Origin of the sequence: Spiribacter halobius (genome assembly GCF_020883455.1) — a bacterium.
Lineage (GTDB): Bacteria > Pseudomonadota > Gammaproteobacteria > Nitrococcales > Nitrococcaceae > Sediminicurvatus > Sediminicurvatus halobius.
Genome location: NZ_CP086615.1, coordinates 42,616 through 60,102, shown reverse-complemented (window position 1 = coordinate 60,102; position 17,487 = coordinate 42,616). Strand labels below are relative to the sequence as shown.

At 70.8% G+C, this 17,487-nt stretch carries 18 protein-coding genes; 9 read left to right on the top strand and 9 right to left on the bottom strand.

Annotation, left to right across the window (positions count from 1 at the left end):
* Nucleotides 1–22 precede the first annotated feature (22 nt).
* The 5 genes from LMH63_RS00255 (at nucleotide 23) to LMH63_RS00235 (ending at nucleotide 5,644) form a co-directional block, all read left to right on the top strand.
* A complete protein-coding gene (locus LMH63_RS00255) occupies nucleotides 23–2,323 on the top strand; it encodes an NADP-dependent malic enzyme (RefSeq protein WP_109679234.1) in 2,301 nt (766 codons plus the stop codon).
* A 10-nt stretch (nucleotides 2,324–2,333) separates the two neighbouring features.
* Nucleotides 2,334–3,311: a quinone oxidoreductase family protein gene (locus tag LMH63_RS00250; protein ID WP_109679233.1), complete on the top strand. Its 978-nt coding sequence runs from the start codon at nucleotides 2,334–2,336 to the stop codon at nucleotides 3,309–3,311.
* A 361-nt stretch (nucleotides 3,312–3,672) separates the two neighbouring features.
* Nucleotides 3,673–4,521: a sulfurtransferase gene (locus LMH63_RS00245; protein WP_109679232.1), complete on the top strand. Its 849-nt coding sequence runs from the start codon at nucleotides 3,673–3,675 to the stop codon at nucleotides 4,519–4,521.
* Complete coding sequence (locus tag LMH63_RS00240; RefSeq protein ID WP_146205233.1) at nucleotides 4,518–5,171, top strand: hypothetical protein; 654 nt, start codon at nucleotides 4,518–4,520, stop codon at nucleotides 5,169–5,171. Before LMH63_RS00245 ends, LMH63_RS00240 begins: the two co-directional genes overlap by 4 nt.
* A complete protein-coding gene (locus LMH63_RS00235; protein WP_109679230.1) occupies nucleotides 5,171–5,644 on the top strand; it encodes a tRNA (cytidine(34)-2'-O)-methyltransferase in 474 nt (157 codons plus the stop codon). Before LMH63_RS00240 ends, LMH63_RS00235 begins: the two co-directional genes overlap by 1 nt.
* A 137-nt stretch (nucleotides 5,645–5,781) precedes the next feature.
* On the opposite strand, the gene LMH63_RS00230 is transcribed toward LMH63_RS00235, so the two are convergent.
* Genes LMH63_RS00230 through LMH63_RS00220 form a run of 3 tightly spaced genes read right to left on the bottom strand, consistent with a single transcriptional unit; the run spans nucleotide 5,782 to nucleotide 7,795 of the window.
* On the bottom strand, nucleotides 5,782–6,777 hold the full coding sequence (locus LMH63_RS00230) for an NAD(P)H-dependent glycerol-3-phosphate dehydrogenase (protein ID WP_109678397.1): 996 nt from the start codon (nucleotides 6,775–6,777) through the stop codon (nucleotides 5,782–5,784).
* Nucleotides 6,778–6,794: 17 nt separating this feature from the next.
* Nucleotides 6,795–7,334 (bottom strand): protein-export chaperone SecB, encoded by a 540-nt coding sequence (secB, locus tag LMH63_RS00225; RefSeq protein WP_109678395.1) that lies wholly within the window; start codon nucleotides 7,332–7,334, stop codon nucleotides 6,795–6,797.
* A 32-nt stretch (nucleotides 7,335–7,366) separates the two neighbouring features.
* Nucleotides 7,367–7,795, bottom strand: a complete 429-nt coding sequence (locus LMH63_RS00220) for a rhodanese-like domain-containing protein (protein ID WP_109678393.1) — start codon at nucleotides 7,793–7,795, stop codon at nucleotides 7,367–7,369.
* Between the two features lie 152 nt (nucleotides 7,796–7,947).
* Between LMH63_RS00220 and LMH63_RS00215 the strand changes: the two genes are divergently transcribed.
* From LMH63_RS00215 to LMH63_RS00200, 4 genes are read left to right on the top strand one after another with little or no spacing between them, the layout of a single operon-like run.
* A complete protein-coding gene (locus LMH63_RS00215; RefSeq protein WP_109678391.1) occupies nucleotides 7,948–9,099 on the top strand; it encodes a murein hydrolase activator EnvC family protein in 1,152 nt (383 codons plus the stop codon).
* A 48-nt stretch (nucleotides 9,100–9,147) separates the two neighbouring features.
* A complete protein-coding gene (locus tag LMH63_RS00210) occupies nucleotides 9,148–10,440 on the top strand; it encodes a S41 family peptidase (protein WP_109678389.1) in 1,293 nt (430 codons plus the stop codon).
* Between the two features lies 1 nt (nucleotide 10,441).
* Nucleotides 10,442–11,260 (top strand): divergent polysaccharide deacetylase family protein, encoded by an 819-nt coding sequence (locus tag LMH63_RS00205; protein ID WP_109678387.1) that lies wholly within the window; start codon nucleotides 10,442–10,444, stop codon nucleotides 11,258–11,260.
* Complete coding sequence (locus LMH63_RS00200; RefSeq protein WP_109678385.1) at nucleotides 11,200–11,775, top strand: DJ-1 family glyoxalase III; 576 nt, start codon at nucleotides 11,200–11,202, stop codon at nucleotides 11,773–11,775. The genes LMH63_RS00205 and LMH63_RS00200 overlap by 61 nt, the downstream gene beginning before the upstream one ends.
* Before the next feature lie 131 nt (nucleotides 11,776–11,906).
* Here LMH63_RS00200 and ubiB read toward each other — a convergent pair whose 3' ends face one another.
* The 6 genes from ubiB to hslV all read right to left on the bottom strand — a co-directional run bounded on the left by ubiB (nucleotide 11,907) and on the right by hslV (nucleotide 17,380).
* Nucleotides 11,907–13,574, bottom strand: a complete 1,668-nt coding sequence (gene ubiB, locus LMH63_RS00195) for a ubiquinone biosynthesis regulatory protein kinase UbiB (RefSeq protein WP_109678383.1) — start codon at nucleotides 13,572–13,574, stop codon at nucleotides 11,907–11,909.
* Entirely contained in the window at nucleotides 13,571–14,203 is a 633-nt protein-coding gene (locus LMH63_RS00190; protein WP_109678381.1) for a ubiquinone biosynthesis accessory factor UbiJ, read from the bottom strand. Before LMH63_RS00190 ends, ubiB begins: the two co-directional genes overlap by 4 nt.
* Before the next feature lie 4 nt (nucleotides 14,204–14,207).
* Nucleotides 14,208–14,966 (bottom strand): bifunctional demethylmenaquinone methyltransferase/2-methoxy-6-polyprenyl-1,4-benzoquinol methylase UbiE, encoded by a 759-nt coding sequence (gene ubiE, locus LMH63_RS00185; protein ID WP_199225647.1) that lies wholly within the window; start codon nucleotides 14,964–14,966, stop codon nucleotides 14,208–14,210.
* Nucleotides 14,967–14,970: 4 nt separating this feature from the next.
* Nucleotides 14,971–15,357 (bottom strand): gamma-butyrobetaine hydroxylase family protein, encoded by a 387-nt coding sequence (locus LMH63_RS00180; protein ID WP_146205202.1) that lies wholly within the window; start codon nucleotides 15,355–15,357, stop codon nucleotides 14,971–14,973.
* A gap of 152 nt (nucleotides 15,358–15,509) precedes the next feature.
* Complete coding sequence (gene hslU / locus LMH63_RS00175; protein ID WP_109678377.1) at nucleotides 15,510–16,832, bottom strand: ATP-dependent protease ATPase subunit HslU; 1,323 nt, start codon at nucleotides 16,830–16,832, stop codon at nucleotides 15,510–15,512.
* Nucleotides 16,829–17,380 carry an ATP-dependent protease subunit HslV gene (gene hslV, locus LMH63_RS00170; protein WP_109678375.1) on the bottom strand — a complete coding sequence of 184 codons (552 nt, stop codon included), beginning with the start codon at nucleotides 17,378–17,380 and terminating at the stop codon, nucleotides 16,829–16,831. Before hslV ends, hslU begins: the two co-directional genes overlap by 4 nt.
* Between the last annotated feature and the right edge of the window lie 107 nt (nucleotides 17,381–17,487).

Below are 17,487 nucleotides of genomic sequence, written 5' to 3'. Positions count from 1 at the left end.
CCGTGGACCTTAGGGGACGAAGATGGCTGAAGATTTCCGCGAAAGCGCGCTCGAGTACCACCGCCTGCCCACGCCGGGGAAGATCGCGGTCACGCCCACCAAGCCGCTGGCGAATCAGCGCGACCTGGCGCTGGCCTACAGCCCCGGCGTCGCCGCGGCCTGCGAGGCCATCGTCGACAACCCCGCGGAGGCCGCCACCGTCACCGCCCGCGGCAACCTCGTGGGGGTAATCACCAACGGCACCGCCGTGCTCGGCCTCGGCGCCATCGGGCCGCTGGCCTCGAAGCCGGTGATGGAGGGCAAGGGCGTCCTGTTCAAGAAGTTCGCCGGGATCGACGTCTTCGACATCGAGATCGACGAGCTCGATCCGGACAAGCTGGTGGACATCATCGCCAGCCTGGAACCCACCTTCGGCGCCATCAACCTGGAGGACATCAAGTCCCCCGAGTGCTTCGTGGTGGAGGAGAAGCTCCAGGAGCGCATGGGCATCCCGGTGTTCCACGACGACCAGCACGGCACCGCCATCACCGCCGCAGCGGCCATCTACAATGGCCTGCGCCTGGTAGGGAAGAAGTTCGAGGAGGTGAAGCTCGTCACCTCCGGCGCCGGCGCCTCCGCCATTGCCTGTCTGGACCTGCTGGTGTCCATGGGCGTGAAGCCCGAGAACATCATCGCCACCGACCGCAAGGGCGTGATCTACAAGGGCCGCAAGGAATACATGGACGAGCGCAAGGGCGCCTACGCGGTGGAGACCGATGCCCGCACCCTGGCTGACGCCATGGAGGGCGCGGACATTTTCCTCGGCCTCTCCGCGCCGGGCGTCCTCAAGCGGGAGATGGTCCGCAAGATGGCGGACAGGCCGCTGATCATGGCGCTGGCCAACCCCACTCCGGAGATCTGGCCGGAGGAGGCGCTGGAGGAGAAGCCCGACGCCATCATCGCCACCGGCCGCTCGGACTACCCCAACCAGGTCAACAACGTCCTCTGCTTCCCGTTCATCTTCCGCGGCGCTCTCGACGTCGGCGCCACCACCATCAACAAGGAGATGAAGAAGGCCTGCGTGCGCGCCATTGCGGACCTGGCGACGGTGGAGTCCTCGGACGTGGTGGTCGCCGCCTATGGCGGCAAGCCGCTGAGCTTCGGCCCCGAGTACCTGATCCCGAAGCCCTTCGACCCGCGGCTGATCACGCGCATCGCGCCGGCGGTGGCCAAGGCCGCCATGGACAGCGGCGCGGCGACCCAGCCCATCGACGACTTCGCCGCCTACCGGCTGCGCCTGTCCCAGTACGTGTTCCAGTCCGGCCTGGTGATGAAGCCGATCTTCGAGCGCGCCAGCCAGAATCCCCGGCGCGTGGTCTACGGCGACGGCGAGGACGAGCGCGTGCTGCGGGCCATCCAGGTCGTGGTGGACGACGGCCTGGCGAAGCCCGTCGTCATCGGCCGCCGGCGCGTGGTGCAGATGCGGCTCGAGCGGCTCGGCCTGCGCATCGAGATCGACCAGCACTTCGAGCTGGTGGACCCCGAGGACGATCCGCGCTACCGCGAGTACTGGACCCTCTACCACTCGATCATGGAGCGCCGGGGCGTGACCCCGGACCGCGCCCGCCAGATCGTGCGCACCCGCAACACCGTGATCGCCGCCCTCATGGTCCGCCGCGGCGAGGCGGACGCCATGCTCTCCGGGATGGTGGGCACCTACCCGCGGCAGCTGCGCTACGTGGAGGAGGTGCTCGGCCGCCGCCCCGGGGTGCATAACCTCGCGGCGATGAACGCCATCATCTCCCCCAAGGGCACGCTCTTCCTCTGCGACACCTACGTCAACCAGGACCCCACCCCGCACCAGATCGCGGAGATGACCGTGCTGGCCGCCGACGAGATCCGCCGCTTCGGCATCGTGCCCAAGGTGGCGCTGCTCTCGCACTCGAGCTTCGGCACCTCCGAGGCGCCCGAGGCGGTGAAGATGCGCGAGGCCATGCGGCTGATCGAGGACCGCGACCCGAGCCTCGAGGTCGAGGGCGAGATGCACGGCGACGCCGCCATCAACGAGGAGATCCGGCGGCGCATCTTCCCCAACTCACGGCTCAAGGGGCAGGCCAACCTGCTGATCATGCCGACGCTGGATGCCGCCAACATCGCCTTCAACCTGCTGAAGACGGTGACGGACTCGGTCTCCATCGGCCCGATCATGCTCGGTGTGGGCCAGCCCGCGCACATCCTCACGCCGTCGGTGACCGTCCGCGGCATCGTCAACATGACGGCCCTGGCGGCGGTGGAGGCGGCGATGTCCGCCCCGGCCGAGGCCGCTACCGTTTCCGAGCAGTAGGAGCCTACCCATGGTGCAGGCCATTCGCGTTCACCAGCACGGCGGCCCCGAGCAGATGCGCTGGGAGTCGGTGACCGTGCCGGCACCCGGCCCCGGCGAGGCGCTGGTGCGGCACACCGTGATCGGCGTGAACTACATCGACGTCTACTTCCGCACCGGGCTCTATCAGCCGGCGGGGCTGCCGTTCACTCCCGGCATGGAGGCAGCCGGCGTGGTAGAGGCCGTAGGCGAGGGTGTTACCGAGCTCGCCGTGGGCGAGCGCGTCGCCTACGCCTCGCCGCCCCCCGGCAGCTACGCCGAGCAGCGCGTGATCGCCGCCGACCGGCTGGTGCCGCTCCCCGACGGCATCGCCGACGAGCAGGCCGCCGGCATGATGCTCAAGGGCATGACCGCCCAGTATCTGCTGCGCCGGGCCTACCGCGTGCAGCCCGGCGACGCCGTGCTCATCCATGCCGCCGCCGGCGGCGTCGGGCTCATCGCCTGCCAGTGGGCGCGCCATCTCGGCGCCATGGTCATCGGCACCGTCGGCAGTGCCGAGAAGGCCGAGCTCGCCCGCGCCCACGGCTGCGAGCACCCGATCCGCTACCGCGAGGAGGACTTCGTGGAGCGGGTGCGCGAGCTCACCGGCGGCGAGGGCGTCGCCGCCGTGTACGACTCCGTGGGCCGCGACACCTTCGAGCGCTCCCTGGACTGCCTGCGCCGGCGAGGGACGCTGGTGAGCTTCGGCCAGTCCTCCGGACCGGTACCGCCGCTGGACGTCGGCCTTCTGGCGAAGAAGGGCTCGCTGTTCCTCACCCGTCCCACGCTCTTCCACTACACCGCCAGCCGGGAGGACCTGCTCGCCACCGCCCGCGAGCTGTTCGAGGTGGTGGAGCAGGGGGCGGTGCGCATCGAGGTCAACGAGCGCTTCCCGCTGGCGGAGGCCGCCGAGGCGCACCGCGCCCTGGAGGGCCGCCGCACCACCGGCTCCACGGTGCTGCTGCCTTAGTGCTGCCTTGTGCTGCCGGGGTTGGAGCCGATGCGGGGCTATCCGGCGGGGAGATTCAACACAACGACACCACGAGCACAACGGATCACAACGGGGAGAAGATCCTGATTACAAGACGGGCGCGGCGATCGCTCCCGTCGTGCTGCTCGCCGAACACGGTACAGCGGCCGGTCGCGTAAGATGGGGCAGTAGCACCCGGCGCCCACGGTGAATCGACCTGCGGTCTCGCGGGTGCTGGTTTCGGATGCGTGGCAGGCTCCAACGTCGATCAGCAGAAATCACCTCCCTCTTACGTTGTGTTCCTTTGTGTCCTTTGTGTCGTTGTGTTGAATACCAACGCCCGCGAGGAGGAAAGACCAGCATGCCGTTCACCACGCTGATCGATCCGCAGACGCTCCACCAGCGGCTGCACGCGCCGGACTGGGCCGTGGTGGACTGCCGATTCGATCTCGCCGACCCCGAGGCAGGGCGGCGGGCCTGGCAGGCGGGGCATATTCCGGGGGCCGTGTTCGCCGATCTCGAACAGGTTCTCTCCGGGCCGCGCCAGCGCCACACCGGCCGCCACCCGCTGCCTGACCCGGACGCGCTCGCGGCCTGGCTCTCGCGGCACGGCATCGGCAACGACACCCAGGTGGTCGCCTATGACAGCGGCCCGGGCATGTTCGCCGCCCGCCTCTGGTGGCTGCTGCGCTGGCTCGGCCACGACGCCGTCGCGGTGCTCAACGGCGGGCTCGAGGCCTGGCGGGCCATGGGCGGGGACCTGGACGACGCCGCCCCGGAGCGCCCGGGCGCCCGCTTCATTCCCCGCCCGGGCAGCATGCCGGTGGTGGACACTGCCGCGCTCGCCCGCGAGCCGGAGGGCTGGCTGCTGGTGGATGCCCGCAGCGAGGAGCGCTACGCCGGTGAGAGCGAGCCGATGGATCCGGTGGCAGGCCACGTTCCGGGGGCCCTCAACCGGCCCTTTACCCGCAACCTGGGCCCGGACCAGCGGCTGCAGCCGGAAGCCACCCTGGAGACCGAGTGGCGCACCCTGCTGGCGCACGCCGGCGGGCGACCGGCCGCGGTCATGTGCGGCTCGGGGGTGACGGCCTGCCATCACCTGCTCGCCCTCGCCCACACCGGTATCGAGGGCGTCGCCCTCTATGCGGGCTCCTGGAGCGAGTGGATCCGCGACCCGGAGCGGCCGGTGCGGCGGGGGCGGACACCGTGAGGGCACCCGGTCTGGCGCTGATGCTGGCGCTCGGCCTCGCACTGCCCGGCGCCGCCGCGGCCCAGGGTGTCGCCCTGTCTCTGGAGGCGAGCCGGGAGGAGACGCGGCTGCGCTACGACGACAGCCCGCCGCGGGACACCCGCATCACCCGGCTTGCCGCCACCCTGCGCGAGACCAGCCGGCCCGGTTTCCAGCCCGGCCTCACCGCCGGCGCCGTGTGGCTGCGCCAGGACGGCGAGCCCGCCACCGAGGGCCTGGGGCTCGACGGCGTTTTCGCCGGCGTGCTGCTGCGCTCGCGGCTGCCGCTCGGGGGCGGCCTGGCGCTGCTCGGGGATGCCAGCTGGATCTGGCACGACGTCGACAGCCGGGAGGACGACCGCACCACGACCCTGGAGTGGGCCGAGCTGGAGGGCCGGGCCGGGATCGCCTTCGACGCCGGCGGCTGGGAGCTCGCCGGCGGCGCCTTCGCCCGGAGCATCGACGGCGACCTGCGCGTGGAGGGCGAGAGCACGCGCCCGGTGGAGGGCGACGAGGACACGGGGGCCTGGGGGGAGCTCGCCATCGCCCTCGACCGCACCGGCGCCATCGTCATCCACGGCGAGGCCGGTGCCCGCGAGCGCCTCGGGGTGAGCGTTCGCCGGCGCTTCTGATGCCGCTGGACGTCGTTCTCTGGCGGCCGGAGATCCCGCCCAACACCGGCAACGTCATCCGGCTGTGCGCCAACACCGGCGCCCGGCTGCATCTGATCGCGCCGCTGGGCTTCGCCCTCGAGGACGCCCGGCTGCGCCGCGCCGGACTTGACTACCGCGAGTTCGCGAGCATCCGGGTCCATGCGGACTATTCGGCGTTTCTCGCAGCCATCGCCCCCCGTCGGGTACTCGCCCTCACCACCCGCGGCCCCACCCGCTTCGACACGGTCCGCTATCGCCCGGACGATGCCCTGCTGTTCGGCCCGGAAAGCCGCGGCCTGCCCCCGGAGTTCCTCGATACCCTGCCTCCGGCCCAGCGCCTGCACCTGCCCATGGTCCCGGGCAACCGCAGCCTCAACCTCTCCAACGCGGTGGCGGTGACGGTGTTCGAGGCGTGGCGGCAGCTTGGCTACGCCGGCGGCACGCCGGCGTAGCCAAGCTGCAGTTCAAAGTTCAAAGTTCAAAGTCCGAAGACGCCGCCGGGCGGTGCTGACTGGTCCCTTTGAACTTTGAACTCGCAACTTTGAACGGGCAGCGCGCGCGGAGTTCGAGTAGCGGCCGCAAAGCGGCGCTACTCGAACTCCGCGCGCGCTGCCCGCTGCATGAGATTGCGGGCGGCCTCGTGCGGGGCGAGGCCCTCCGCCACTACGCGGTGGACCTGGTGGGCGATGGGGAGCTCGACGCCGCAGTCGGCGGCGAGGCGGTGGAGCTCACCGGCGGTGCGGACACCCTCCACCACCTGACCGATGGCGGCGACGGCGCCATCCAGGGACTCGCCACGACCGAGGGCGAGGCCGAGGCGGCGGTTGCGGGACTGGTCGTCGGTGCAGGTGAGAATGAGGTCGCCCATGCCGGCCAGGCCGGTGAGGGTGTGGTCCTCGGCGCCGAGGGCACGGCCGAGGCGGCGGACCTCGGCGAGCCCGCGGGTGATCAGCCCGGCCCGGGCGTTGGCGCCGAAGCCGAGGCCGTCGGCGATGCCCGTGGCGATGGCAAGGACGTTCTTCACCGCGCCGCCGAGCTCGACGCCGATGACGTCGGTGCTCGTATAGACCCGGAAGCGCTCGTCGTGGAAGGCGGCGGCGAGGCGTTCGGCCCAGTCCGCCTCGGTGGCGGCCAGGCTGACCGCCGTTGGCAGGCCGCGGGCCACCTCGGCGGCGAAGCTCGGTCCGGAGAGCACGGCCAGCGGCGTGGTGGGCAGATGGCGGCGGGCGAGCTGATGCAGCAGCCCGCCGGAGTCGGCGTCGAGCCCCTTGGTGGCCCAGGCGAGCCCGACTCCCGGCGGCAGCCGCGACGCCACCGCCGCCAGCACCTCGCCGAAGGCGACGCTCGGCACCACCACCAGCACGGCCTCGGCATCGACGAGGGCGGCGTCCAGATCCGCGGTGGGCGCTACCTGGTCAGGCAGGGCCGCATCCGGCAGGTAGCGGGTGTTGCGACGCTCCCGGGCAAGCGCCGCCATGCGCTCCCGGTCGTGGCCCCAGAGGCGCACGGTATGGCCGTTGCGGGCGAGCACCAGCGCCAGGGCAGTGCCCCAGGAACCGGCGCCGAGGACCGCGAACCGCTGCATGGCCGCCTGCCGCTCCGCTAGTGCTCCTGGCCGACCTCGCCGCCGGCCTGCTCCGGGGTCTGCCCGGCGGCCTGCTGGCGCTGCGCCTTCTGCCGGGCGTAGAGGGCGTCGAAGTTCACCGGCGCCAGCAGCATGGGCGGGAAACCGGCCTTGCCGGTGAGGTCCGAGACGGCCTCGCGGGCATAGGGGAACAGCACGTTGGGGCAGTAGCTGCCGAGGAGCTGATCCGCCGCCGCCTCCGGAAAGCCACGCACGGCGAAGATGCCTGCCTGCTGCACCTCGCAGAGATAGGCCGTGCGCTCGCCGACCTTGGCGGTCACCGTTACCGTGAGCACCACCTCATGGTGGTCGTCGGGCAGCGCCGTGCGGCGGCTGTTCAGCTCCACCCGCGCCTCGGGCTTGCCGCCCTCGCGGAAGATTTCCGGGGTCGCCGGCGTCTCCAGCGAGGCGTCCTTGAGATACACCCGCTGGATCCCGAACTGCTGCTTGGGCGCCTCGGCGCCGGCGGCGCCGGCGGCGCCGTTGCTCGTGCCCGTGTTCTGGTTGTCTTCCGCCATGCTGCCTCCGCTTGTGTCCGGTTACCCGGCGCTCAACCACGGCCCTCGGTGGGCAGGCTGTTCTCGCGCCAGGCGTTGATGCCGCCCTTGAGCTGGTAGACCGCCTCCCAGCCCTTGGCCTTGAGCGCCTGCACCCCGCGCAGGCTCTGCCGGCCGCTGTCGCAGTAGACGATGAGCGCCCGGCCCTTGAAGCGATCCAGGCGACCGGCCTGCTTGTCCAGATGCTCCAGCGGCACGTTCACTGCCCCCGGCAAGCGCAAGCTGTGGTAGGCGTTCTCGCCCCGGATGTCGACGAACACCGCCTCGTCCCGATTGTAGAGCCGGGTGGCGGTATCGGCGTCCACGGCATCGCGGCTGCGCCGGTACTGCATGAACTCGTTGGCGGCGATGGCGGCCAGCGTGGCCACCAGTGCCAGCATGAGCAGGGGATGGTTGCCGGCGAATTCGACGACTCTTTCCATGGGGCTTGCGTGGTCCGTTAAGGCCGTGGGCTGTCGGGGTCGCCGCCACCGGGACCCCCAATTCGATGCGTCTGGCCCGGGGGCCGGTGCGCCGGCCGCCGCAGCGGCGTATCGTCGCGGGGCGGGAGTATACCAGCCGCAACCGGAAACCGATGACGCGCATCCTCCATATCTTTACCGGTCTTGCCCTTGGTCTGCTCGCCGCCGGCGCCGCGGCGCAGGACGACGTCGGTGCCAAGGCCGAACGCCTGGAGACCCTGCGCGAGCGTATCGGTGAGCTCGAGGCGGCCATCGACCAGGACCGGCAGCGCGAGGACAGCCTCAGCGCCGGCCTCGCGGAGCTCGAGCGGCGCATCGGCGAGATCGCCGGCGACGTGCGCGCGCTGGAGCGCGAGATCGCCGCCCGCGCCGAGCGCGTGGAGGCGCTGGAGTCGGAGATCGCCACCGAGCGCGAGAACGTCGCCCGACAGCGGGAGCGCCTCGCCGCCGAGCTGCGGGCCGCTTACCGGGTGGGCCGTGAGGGCGTGCTGAGGCTGCTGCTCAATCAGGAGGACCCGGACCGGGTGGACCGCATGATCGCCTACTACGGCTATCTGGGCCGGGCCCGTGGTGAGCGCATCGAGGCCGCGCTGGATGCCGTGGAGACGCTGCGCCGGCTGCGCGAGCGCCGGCGCTCGGAGCAGGAGGCCCTGGAACAGGCCCGGGCGGAGCGGGAGAGTCGCCTGCAACGGCTGGAGGCGGGCAGGGCCGAGCGCGAGGCCCTGCTCGCCGAGCTGCGCGAGCGCATCGAGCGCCAGGGCGGCACCCTCGCCGACCTGGAGCAGCAGGCGGAGGCACTGGCCGATCTGGTGGGGCGGCTGCGCGACACCCTGGCCGACATCCCGGAGACGACCGCCGAGGCGCGGCCCTTCCCGGCGCACAAGGGCGATCTGGCCTGGCCGCTGGAGGGCCGCGTGCTGGCCGGCTACGGCAGCCAGCGCTCGGGCGGCGTGCGCTGGACGGGGCTGCTCATCGACGGCGAGCAGGGCGCGCCGGTACGGGCGGTGGCCCACGGCCGGGTGGTGTTCGCCGACTGGTTGCGCGGACTCGGCCTGCTGCTCATCATTGACCACGGTGACGGGTATCTCACCCTTTACGGCCGCAACCAGTCACTCTATCGGGAGGTGGGGGACTGGGTGGCGCCCGGCGAGGTGATCGCCGCCGTCGGCGACAGCGGCGGTCGCCGGGGCAGTGCCCTGTACTTCGAGGTCCGGGCCGACGGCGACCCGGTGGATCCGGTGGCCTGGCTGCGCAGCCGCAGCTGAGGCGCGCAATGGCGCCGGCACGACAACACGGGCGAGAGACTTGAGCCTATGCGATTCCCGAAGACCCTCTACGCGCTCACCGCCAGCGTCCTGCTCGGCCTGCTGCTGGCCACCGCACAGGGCGTACTGGCTCAGCGTGAGGCGGGCGCGGAGCTGCCGCTGGAGGATCTGCGTACCTTCACCGAGGTGTTCGAGCGCATCAAGCGCGACTACGTCGGCGAGGTGGAGGACGAGCAGCTCATCGAGAGCGCCATCCGCGGCATGCTCGAGGGCCTGGACCCGCACTCGTCTTATCTCGACCGCAGCGAGTACCAGGACCTGCAGGAGGGTACCCGCGGCGAGTTCGGGGGCCTCGGCATCGAGGTCGGCATGGAGGACGGTTTCGTCGAGGTGATCGCGCCCATCGATGGCACCCCGGCGGATCGGGCCGGTATCCGCGCCGGCGACCTGATCGTGCGCATCGACGGTCAGTCGGTGAAGGGCATGAGCCTCCAGGAGGCGGTCACGGCGATGCGCGGCGAGCCGGGCACCGAGATCATGCTCACCATCCTGCGCGAGGGCGAGGACGCCCCCCTGGAGGTCACCCTCGAGCGCGCCGTGATCCAGGTGGAAAGCGTGCGGGCGCGCATGCTCGACGACGGCTTCGGCTACCTGCGCATCAGTCAGTTCCAGTCCAACACCGGTGTGGAGGCCCTGGAGGCGCTGGACCGTCTGCAGGCGGAGACCGAGGGCGGCCTCGACGGTCTGGTGCTCGACCTGCGCAACAACCCCGGCGGCGTGCTGGATGCCGCGGTGGAGGTGGCGGACGCCTTCCTCAGCGAGGGCCGCATCGTCTACACCGAGGGCCGTATCGAGCGCGCCGAGATGAGCTTCAGCGCAACCCCCAACGATGCCCTCAACGGCGCGCCGCTGGTGGTGCTGGTCAACGGCGGCTCGGCCTCCGCCTCGGAGATCGTGGCCGGCGCGCTGCAGGATCATCGCCGGGCGGTGATCATGGGTGAGCGCACCTTTGGCAAAGGCTCGGTCCAGACCATCCTGCCCCTGCGCGACGGCAACGCCGTGAAGCTGACCACGGCCCGCTACTACACACCCGACGGCCGATCCATCCAGGCCGAGGGCATTGCCCCGGACGTGACCATCGCCAACGTGCAGGTGAGCCGCAGCGAGTCCCCGGGACAGGGCATGCGCGAGTCTGACCTGCCGCGCCATCTGCGCAACGAGAACGGCGAGCAGAGCCGGGAAGAGGCACGCGCGGCCGAGGCCCTGGCCGCCGAGGACTACGCCCTGGCGGAGGCGCTCAACCTGCTGAAGGGGCTGGCCATCCTGGGCCGGACGGAGTGACATGGCGCGGGCGCTGACCACGCTCCTTCTGCTCGCCACGGCACTGCCGGCCCTGGCCGGCGAGCCCCGCGTCGCGCTCATCATCGACGACATCGGCACCGACCGTGCGGCCGCCGAACGCACCCTGGCCCTGCCGGTCCCGCTGACCCTCGCGATCCTGCCGCACACCCCGCACGCACGCGCCACCGCGGAGGCGGCGCCGGCGGCCGGCAAGGAGGTCATGCTGCATCAGCCGATGCAGGCCGAGCGGCCCGGCCCGGTGGGCCGCGGCGCCCTGTGGCTGGACACCACCGAAGGCGAGCTGCACGCCACCCTGGCGCGCAATCTCGAGGCCGTGCCCAACGCCCGCGGGCTGAACAACCACATGGGCAGCCTGATCACCCGCCACCCGGGACACATGGCGTGGCTGATGGAGGCCCTGGCCGGCCACGGCGATCTCTACTTCGTCGACAGCCGCACCACCCATCACACCGTGGCCAGGCAGATCGCCGGCGAGCACGGCCGGCCTTTTGTCGAGCGCGATGTGTTCCTGGATCATGATGCAGACCCGGCGGCCATCGAGCGCCAGCTTGCCCGGCTCGTCGCCGAGGCCCGGCGCGAAGGCCAGGCGGTGGGCATCGGCCATCCGCGGCCAAACACCCTCGCGGTGCTCGAGCGACGGCTGCCGGCCCTCGCCCGCGAGGGCATCCGCTTTGTACGGGTGAGCGAGCTCATTCCGGAACCCGAGGTCGAAGAGACCCCGAACGAGGAGATCGTGCAATGGTCACTGCCCTCGTCCCCATCGCTCCCGGCAGCGAGGAGCTTGAAGCCGTCACCGTGATCGACCTGCTGCGCCGCGCCGGCGTCGCCGTGACCGTCGCCGGCCTCGGCGACGGCCCGATCGAGGCGAGCCGCGGCGTGCGCCTGCTCCCCGATCGCACCCTGGCCGAGGCGGCGACGGAGGATTTCGACCTGGTCGTCCTGCCCGGCGGCGGCCCCGGCGCCCAGGCCCTCGCCGCGGACCCCAACCTGCAGACCCTGCTGCGCCGCCACGCCGAGGCCGGTGCCTGGCTTGGCGCCATCTGTGCCGCGCCCAGCATTCTCGCCGGCGCCGGCCTGCTCGCCGGGCGCAGCGCCACCAGCTTCCCCGGCTGGCTGGACGAAGTGGCGGACGTCGACTACCGGGAGGACCCGGTGGTGGTGGACGGCCGCATCGTCACCTCCCGCGGCCCCGGCACCGCCATGGACTTCGCCCTGCGCCTGATCGAGCTGGTCTGCGGACGAGAAAAGGCAGAGGAAGTCGAGGCGCGGCTGCAGCGCCCTACGGCCCAGCAGCTCTTTGCCGCTGGGCCGTAGGGCGAGTTCAAAGTTCACAGTTCAAAGTTCAAAGACACCCGCCGCACCTGCAGTGCCACGGCGGACCCTCTCCCCACTTTGAACTTTGAACTTGCAACCTTGAACTCGCGACTAGGCGCGACCAGTCGCGCCTAGTCGCGGGGCCACGCCGCCAGCCACAGCACCCCGCCCAGGCTGCCGATGACCCAGCTCACCAGGGGGGCCTCGCCGAGCATGGTGGGGCTGCGGCCGTCGAGGCCGGCGATGATGAAGGCCGAGACCACCAGCGCCGAACCGACAATGGCAGCGAAGCTGCGGCGGCCGTTGTTGCGCAGCTCCCGGCGCAGCGCCTCCAGCCGCCGCTCCTGGTCCTGCTGCCGGTGCCGGCTTGCGGCCATCTCGGTGAGCGCGGCATCCATGCGGGCCGGCAGACCCGGGAGGATCTCGCCGAGCTTCGGCAGCTCCCGGCGCAGGTTCTTCAGCACCGCCTGGGTGCCGAGCTGCTCGCGCATCCAGCGCTCAAGATAAGGCTTGCCGGTGCTCCAGAGATCGAGCTGGGGGTAGAGATCGCGGCCCAGGCCCTCGATGGCGAGCAGGGTCTTCTGCAGCAGCACCAGCTGCGGCTGGATCTCCATCTTGAAGCGCCGCCCGGTCTGGAACAGCCGCAGCAGCAGCGCCCCGAAGGAGATCTCGCCGAGCGGGCGCTCGAAGATGGGCTCGCAGACCGTGCGCATGGCCGCCTCGAACTCGTCGATGCGGGTATCCGGGGGCACCCAGCCCGATTCCACGTGCAGCTCTGCCACGCGCCGGTAGTCGCGGTTGAAGAAGGCGAGGAAGTTGTCCGCGAGGTAGCGGTGGTCCACCGGATTGAGCGAGCCCATGATGCCGAAGTCCACGGCCTTGTAGACCGGCGCGGCGGGATCGCTGACGTCGACGAAGACGTTGCCGGGATGCATGTCGGCGTGGAAGAAGCTGTCCCGGAAGACCTGGGTGAAAAAGATCTCAACGCCGCGCTCCGCCAGCGCCTTCATGTCCACGCCGCTCGCCCGCAGGCGCTCCACGTCGTTGATCTGCACGCCGTGGATGCGCTCCATCACCATCACCCGCAGGCGCGTGCCCGGCCAGTAGACCTCCGGGACGTACAGCAGCTCGGAGTCCTGGAAGTTGCGCTTGAGCTGCGAGGCGTTGGCGGCCTCGCGCATCAGGTCCAGCTCGTCGTGCAGGGTGTTGTCGAACTCCCGCACCACCTCCACCGGGCGCAGCCGGTGGCCCTCGGTCCAGTAGCGCTGGGCCAGGTGGGCAAACGTGTAGAGCAGCCTCAGATCGCGCTCGATGGCCCGCTCGATGCCCGGGCGCACCACCTTCACCACCACGTCGCGGCCATCGTGCAGCCGGGCGCCGTGGACCTGGGCGATGGATGCCGAGGCCAGCGGCTCCGGCTCCAGATGGGCGAAATAGGCATCCACCGGCTGCTGGTACTCGCGCTCGATGATTGCCCGCGCCACCGCTCCGGGGAACGGAGGCACCCGGTCCTGCAGGTAGGAGAGCTCCACGGCGATATCCGGCGGCAGCAGATCGCGCCGGGTGGAGAGGATCTGGCCGAACTTCACGAAGATTGGCCCGAGATCCTCCAGCGCGAGCCGAATGCGCTCGCCCCGGGGGCGTTGGCGGCGGCGGAACCAGGCCCAGGGCATGAACAGGCGCAGAAAGCGCAGCGGGCGGAACAGCCGCGTGGCGAGCAGGACCTCGTCGAGGCCGTGGCGCAGCAGGATGAAATTGATCTGGGCGAAGCGCAGGAGCAGCGCCGGGCGCGGGATCACGAGCCCTCCCCGCGCCGGCGCTCCAGCCGGCGCAGCCGCGCCTCCAGGCGATCGGTATCCTCGCGCAGGCGGTCCACCTCACGCAGGAAGTGGCGGGCCTCCGCGGCCGGCGGCAGCAGCCGCCGCTCCTCGGTGAGCCACTCGCCGGTGTTGCGCAGCAGGGTATCGGCGGCCTGTCGCCCCCACGCCTGGCCGCCGCGAGCGGCATTGCCCACCTGATGGGCGATCACGTCGCCAGTGACCGCGGCGAGCTGCTCCTCGAGGTCCACCTCCAGCTCGCCGAACAGCCGGCGCACCTCCTGGATGACGCCGACGTCGCCGCGGAAGGCGACGTCCCGGCTGCGCTCGCCGCGGGAGAGCACGAGACCGATCAGGCCGCCGAGACTCGCCTCCAGGGTCGCGTCCGCGGGCGCATCGGTGTCGGCCGCGGGCGCCAGCTCCAGCGCCGCGTCCGTGAAGGCGAGCCGCAGGTGCAGCGGCGGCTCGGTGAGCTGTACGGCGAGGCTGCGCCCGGCGAGCGGACGCAGGCGGCGGGGCGTATCCGGGTCGAGGGCGAGCACGCGGTTGAGTGCCGCTTGCAGCACCCGCAGCGTGCCGGCGGCGAGCCGCGCTTCCGTGGCATCGGGCATGGCGTCAGTACACGTGGCCGTAGTGCAGGGCGACGATGCCCCCGCTCAGATTGACGTAGTCGCAGTCCTCGAAGCCGGCCTCCTGCATCATCCCGAGCAGGGTCTCCTGGTCCGGGTGCATGCGGATGGACTCGGCGAGGTAGCGGTAGCTCTCGGCGTCGCCCGCTACCAGCCGCCCCATCAGCGGCAGCATGCGGAACGAGTAGAGATCGTAGGCCGGCCGCAGCGGCGTGAGGTAGAGCCGGGAGAACTCCAGCACCACCAGCCGGCCACCGGGGCGCAGCACCCGCCGCATTGCCGCCAGCGCCCGCTCCTTGCGGGTGACGTTGCGCAGGCCGAAGGCCATGCTCACCCGGTCCATGCTGCGGTCGGCGAAGGGCAGGCACTCGGCATCGGCGAGCACGTAGTCGACGTTGCCGACCACGCCGGCGTCGGTGAGCCGGTCACGGCCCAGGGTCAGCATGGACGGATTGATGTCGGAGACGATCACGCGGCCACTGGCCCCAACCTGCCTGGCCAGGCCGCGGCTGAGGTCGCCGGTGCCGGCAGCGAGGTCCAGCACCCGCTGCCCGGGGCGCGCGGCGATGAGGTTCAGCGCCTGGCGCTTCCAGATGCGGTGCAGACCGGCGGACATGAGATCGTTCATGACGTCGTAGCGGCCCGCCACGGACCGGAACACCTCACCCACACGGGCCGCCTTCTCCGCAGCCGGCACCTGCCGGTAGCCGAAGTCCACCGCGTCCTGGTCGTGCTCCCCGGTCATGGTGTCAGTCCCCGCCGCTGCGCTGATAGCCGGCCTCCTCAAGCGCCTCGAGGTAGGACTGCCAGTAGGCGTCGTAGTTCGCGCCGAGATCGTAGAGCAGATCCCAGGAGTAGAGGCCGGTGTTGTGGCCGTCGTCGAACTCGATGCGCAGCGCGTACTGCCCCACCGGCTCGATGCCATTGATGCCGACGTCCTCCTTGCCCACCTGCAGCACCGCCTGCCCCGGCCCGTGCCCGCGCACCTCCGCCGAGGGCGAGTACACCCGCAGATACTCCGCCGGAAGATTGAAGCGCTCGCCGTTGTCGAACGCCACCTCCAGCACCCGCGAGCGCCGGTGCAGCCGGATGTCGGTGGGCATGCGGCCGGTGTCGGTGCGGTCGGGTCTTTTCATGGCAACAACCTTTGGTTGTTGAGTTCAAGGTTCTCAGTTCAAAGTTCAAAGACCGGAGCCGATAGGCCCGTTCGCGAATCCGACGCCAAAGGCGCCCGGGGCTTCGCGAAGGCGGTCTTTGAACTTTGAACTTCGGACTTTGAACTCCTCCCTCAGAGGATGTAACGACTCAGATCCTCGTCCTGCGCGAGCCCCGAGAGGTGCTCGTCGACGTAGGCGGCGTCGATGGTGACGGTCTCGCCGTCGCGTTCCGGGGCATTGTACGAGAGCTGCTCGAGCAGGCGCTCGAGGACGGTGTGCAGGCGGCGGGCGCCGATGTTCTCGGTGCGCTCGTTGACCTGCCAGGCCACTTCGGCGATGCGCTGCAGGCCGTCCCCGGCGAAGCGCACGGTCACCCCCTCGGTGGCAAGCAGGGCCTCGTACTGGCGCGTGAGCGCGGCGTCCGGCTCGGTGAGGATGCGCACGAAGTCGTCGGTGTCGAGGGAGTCCAGCTCCACGCGGATGGGCAGCCGGCCCTGCAGCTCGGGGATGAGGTCCGAGGGCTTGCTTACGTGGAAGGCGCCGGAGGCGATGAACAGGATGTGGTCCGTGTTCACCATGCCGTGGCGGGTGGACACCGTGCTCCCCTCCACCAGCGGCAGCAGGTCGCGCTGCACGCCCTCCCGGGAGACGTCGCCACCGCTGCCGGATTCGGCACGCTTGGCCACCTTGTCGATCTCGTCGATGAACACGATACCGTTCTGCTCCACCGACTCCAGGGCCTGCTGCTTGACCTCTTCCTCGTTGATGAGCTTCGCCGCCTCCTCCTCACGCAATACGCGGAAGGCGTCGCGGATGCGCAGGCGCCGGCGCTTGCTGCGCTCGCCGGCCAGGTTCTGGAACATGCCCTGTAGCTGGCTGGTGAGCTCCTCCATGCCGGGGGGCGCCATGATCTCCGCGCCCTGGCCGAGGCTCTTCACCTCGATCTCGATCTCGCGCTCGTCCAGGTCTCCCTCGCGCAGCTTCTTGCGCATCTTCTGGCGGGTGGCGTCCACGCTCTGGTCGTCGCTGCCGCCACGGGCCTGGGGCAGCAGGGCGTCGAGGATGCGCTCCTCGGCGGCGTCCTCGGCCCGTCCGGCCACCTTGGCCATCTCCGCCTGGCGCGTCATCTTGATGGCGTTGTCCACCAGATCGCGGACGATGGACTCCACATCCCGGCCAACGTAGCCCACCTCGGTGAACTTGGTCGCCTCGATCTTGATGAACGGGGCATTGGCGAGGCGCGCCAGCCTCCGGGCGATCTCGGTCTTGCCGACGCCGGTGGGCCCGATCATCAGGATGTTCTTCGGCGTGATCTCGGGGCGCAGCTGCTCGTCCACCTGCATCCGGCGCCAGCGGTTGCGCAGGGCGATGGCCACCGCCCGCTTGGCCTCGGCCTGGCCGACGATGTGCTTGTCCAGCTCCTGGACGATCTCCCGCGGGGTCATCTGACTCATTCGCTCGGCTCCGCCGCCAGTGTCTCGATGGTGAGCTGATGGTTGGTGTAGATGCAGATGTCCGCGGCAATCCCTAGCGCCCGCTCGACAATGCCCTCGGCCGAGAGCTCCGTCTCCGCCATCAGGGCCTGGGCCGCCGCCTGGGCGTAGCCGGCGCCGGAGCCGATGGCCATCAGCTCGCGCTCGGGCTCCACCACGTCGCCGTTGCCGGAGATCATCAGCAGGGCATCCCGGTCGGCGACCATGAGCAGCGCCTCCAGCCGGCGCAGGGCGCGGTCCGAGCGCCAGTCCTTGGCCATCTCCACCGCGGCGCGGGTGAGCTGGCCGCGGTGCTGCTCAAGCTGGGCCTCGAAGCGCTCGAACAGGGTAAAGGCGTCGGCGGTGCCGCCGGCAAAGCCCGCCAGCACCCGCCCGTGGAAGAGCCGCCGCACCTTGCGCGCGTTGCCCTTCATCACCGTATCGCCGAGGGTCACCTGCCCGTCCCCGCCGATGGCCACCTGGCCATGGCGGCGGACGGCAAGGATGGTGGTGGCCTGGTATTGCTGCACGGGAGCTCCGGAGGTCCGATTGGATTGGCGATTCTAACGCAGGGTGGCGGGGCACGAGTTGAAAGCTGCAAGTTGCAAGTCGCAAGTTGCAAGCCGGAAGGGAGCCA

Excerpts from the sequence above, each read along its gene's own strand:
- LMH63_RS00255 (WP_109679234.1), top strand. The coding sequence starts at position 23 with ATGGCTGAAGATTTCCGCGAAAGCGCGCTCGAGTACCACCGCCTGCCC.
- LMH63_RS00250 (WP_109679233.1), top strand. The coding sequence starts at position 2,334 with ATGGTGCAGGCCATTCGCGTTCACCAGCACGGCGGCCCCGAGCAGATG.
- LMH63_RS00245 (WP_109679232.1), top strand. The coding sequence starts at position 3,673 with ATGCCGTTCACCACGCTGATCGATCCGCAGACGCTCCACCAGCGGCTG.
- LMH63_RS00235 (WP_109679230.1), top strand. The coding sequence starts at position 5,171 with ATGCCGCTGGACGTCGTTCTCTGGCGGCCGGAGATCCCGCCCAACACC.
- LMH63_RS00230 (WP_109678397.1), bottom strand. The coding sequence starts at position 6,777 with ATGCAGCGGTTCGCGGTCCTCGGCGCCGGTTCCTGGGGCACTGCCCTG.
- secB (WP_109678395.1), bottom strand. The coding sequence starts at position 7,334 with ATGGCGGAAGACAACCAGAACACGGGCACGAGCAACGGCGCCGCCGGC.
- LMH63_RS00220 (WP_109678393.1), bottom strand. The coding sequence starts at position 7,795 with ATGGAAAGAGTCGTCGAATTCGCCGGCAACCATCCCCTGCTCATGCTG.
- LMH63_RS00215 (WP_109678391.1), top strand. The coding sequence starts at position 7,948 with ATGACGCGCATCCTCCATATCTTTACCGGTCTTGCCCTTGGTCTGCTC.
- LMH63_RS00210 (WP_109678389.1), top strand. The coding sequence starts at position 9,148 with ATGCGATTCCCGAAGACCCTCTACGCGCTCACCGCCAGCGTCCTGCTC.
- LMH63_RS00205 (WP_109678387.1), top strand. The coding sequence starts at position 10,442 with ATGGCGCGGGCGCTGACCACGCTCCTTCTGCTCGCCACGGCACTGCCG.
- LMH63_RS00200 (WP_109678385.1), top strand. The coding sequence starts at position 11,200 with ATGGTCACTGCCCTCGTCCCCATCGCTCCCGGCAGCGAGGAGCTTGAA.
- LMH63_RS00190 (WP_109678381.1), bottom strand. The coding sequence starts at position 14,203 with ATGCCCGATGCCACGGAAGCGCGGCTCGCCGCCGGCACGCTGCGGGTG.
- ubiE (WP_199225647.1), bottom strand. The coding sequence starts at position 14,966 with ATGACCGGGGAGCACGACCAGGACGCGGTGGACTTCGGCTACCGGCAG.
- LMH63_RS00180 (WP_146205202.1), bottom strand. The coding sequence starts at position 15,357 with ATGAAAAGACCCGACCGCACCGACACCGGCCGCATGCCCACCGACATC.
- hslU (WP_109678377.1), bottom strand. The coding sequence starts at position 16,832 with ATGAGTCAGATGACCCCGCGGGAGATCGTCCAGGAGCTGGACAAGCAC.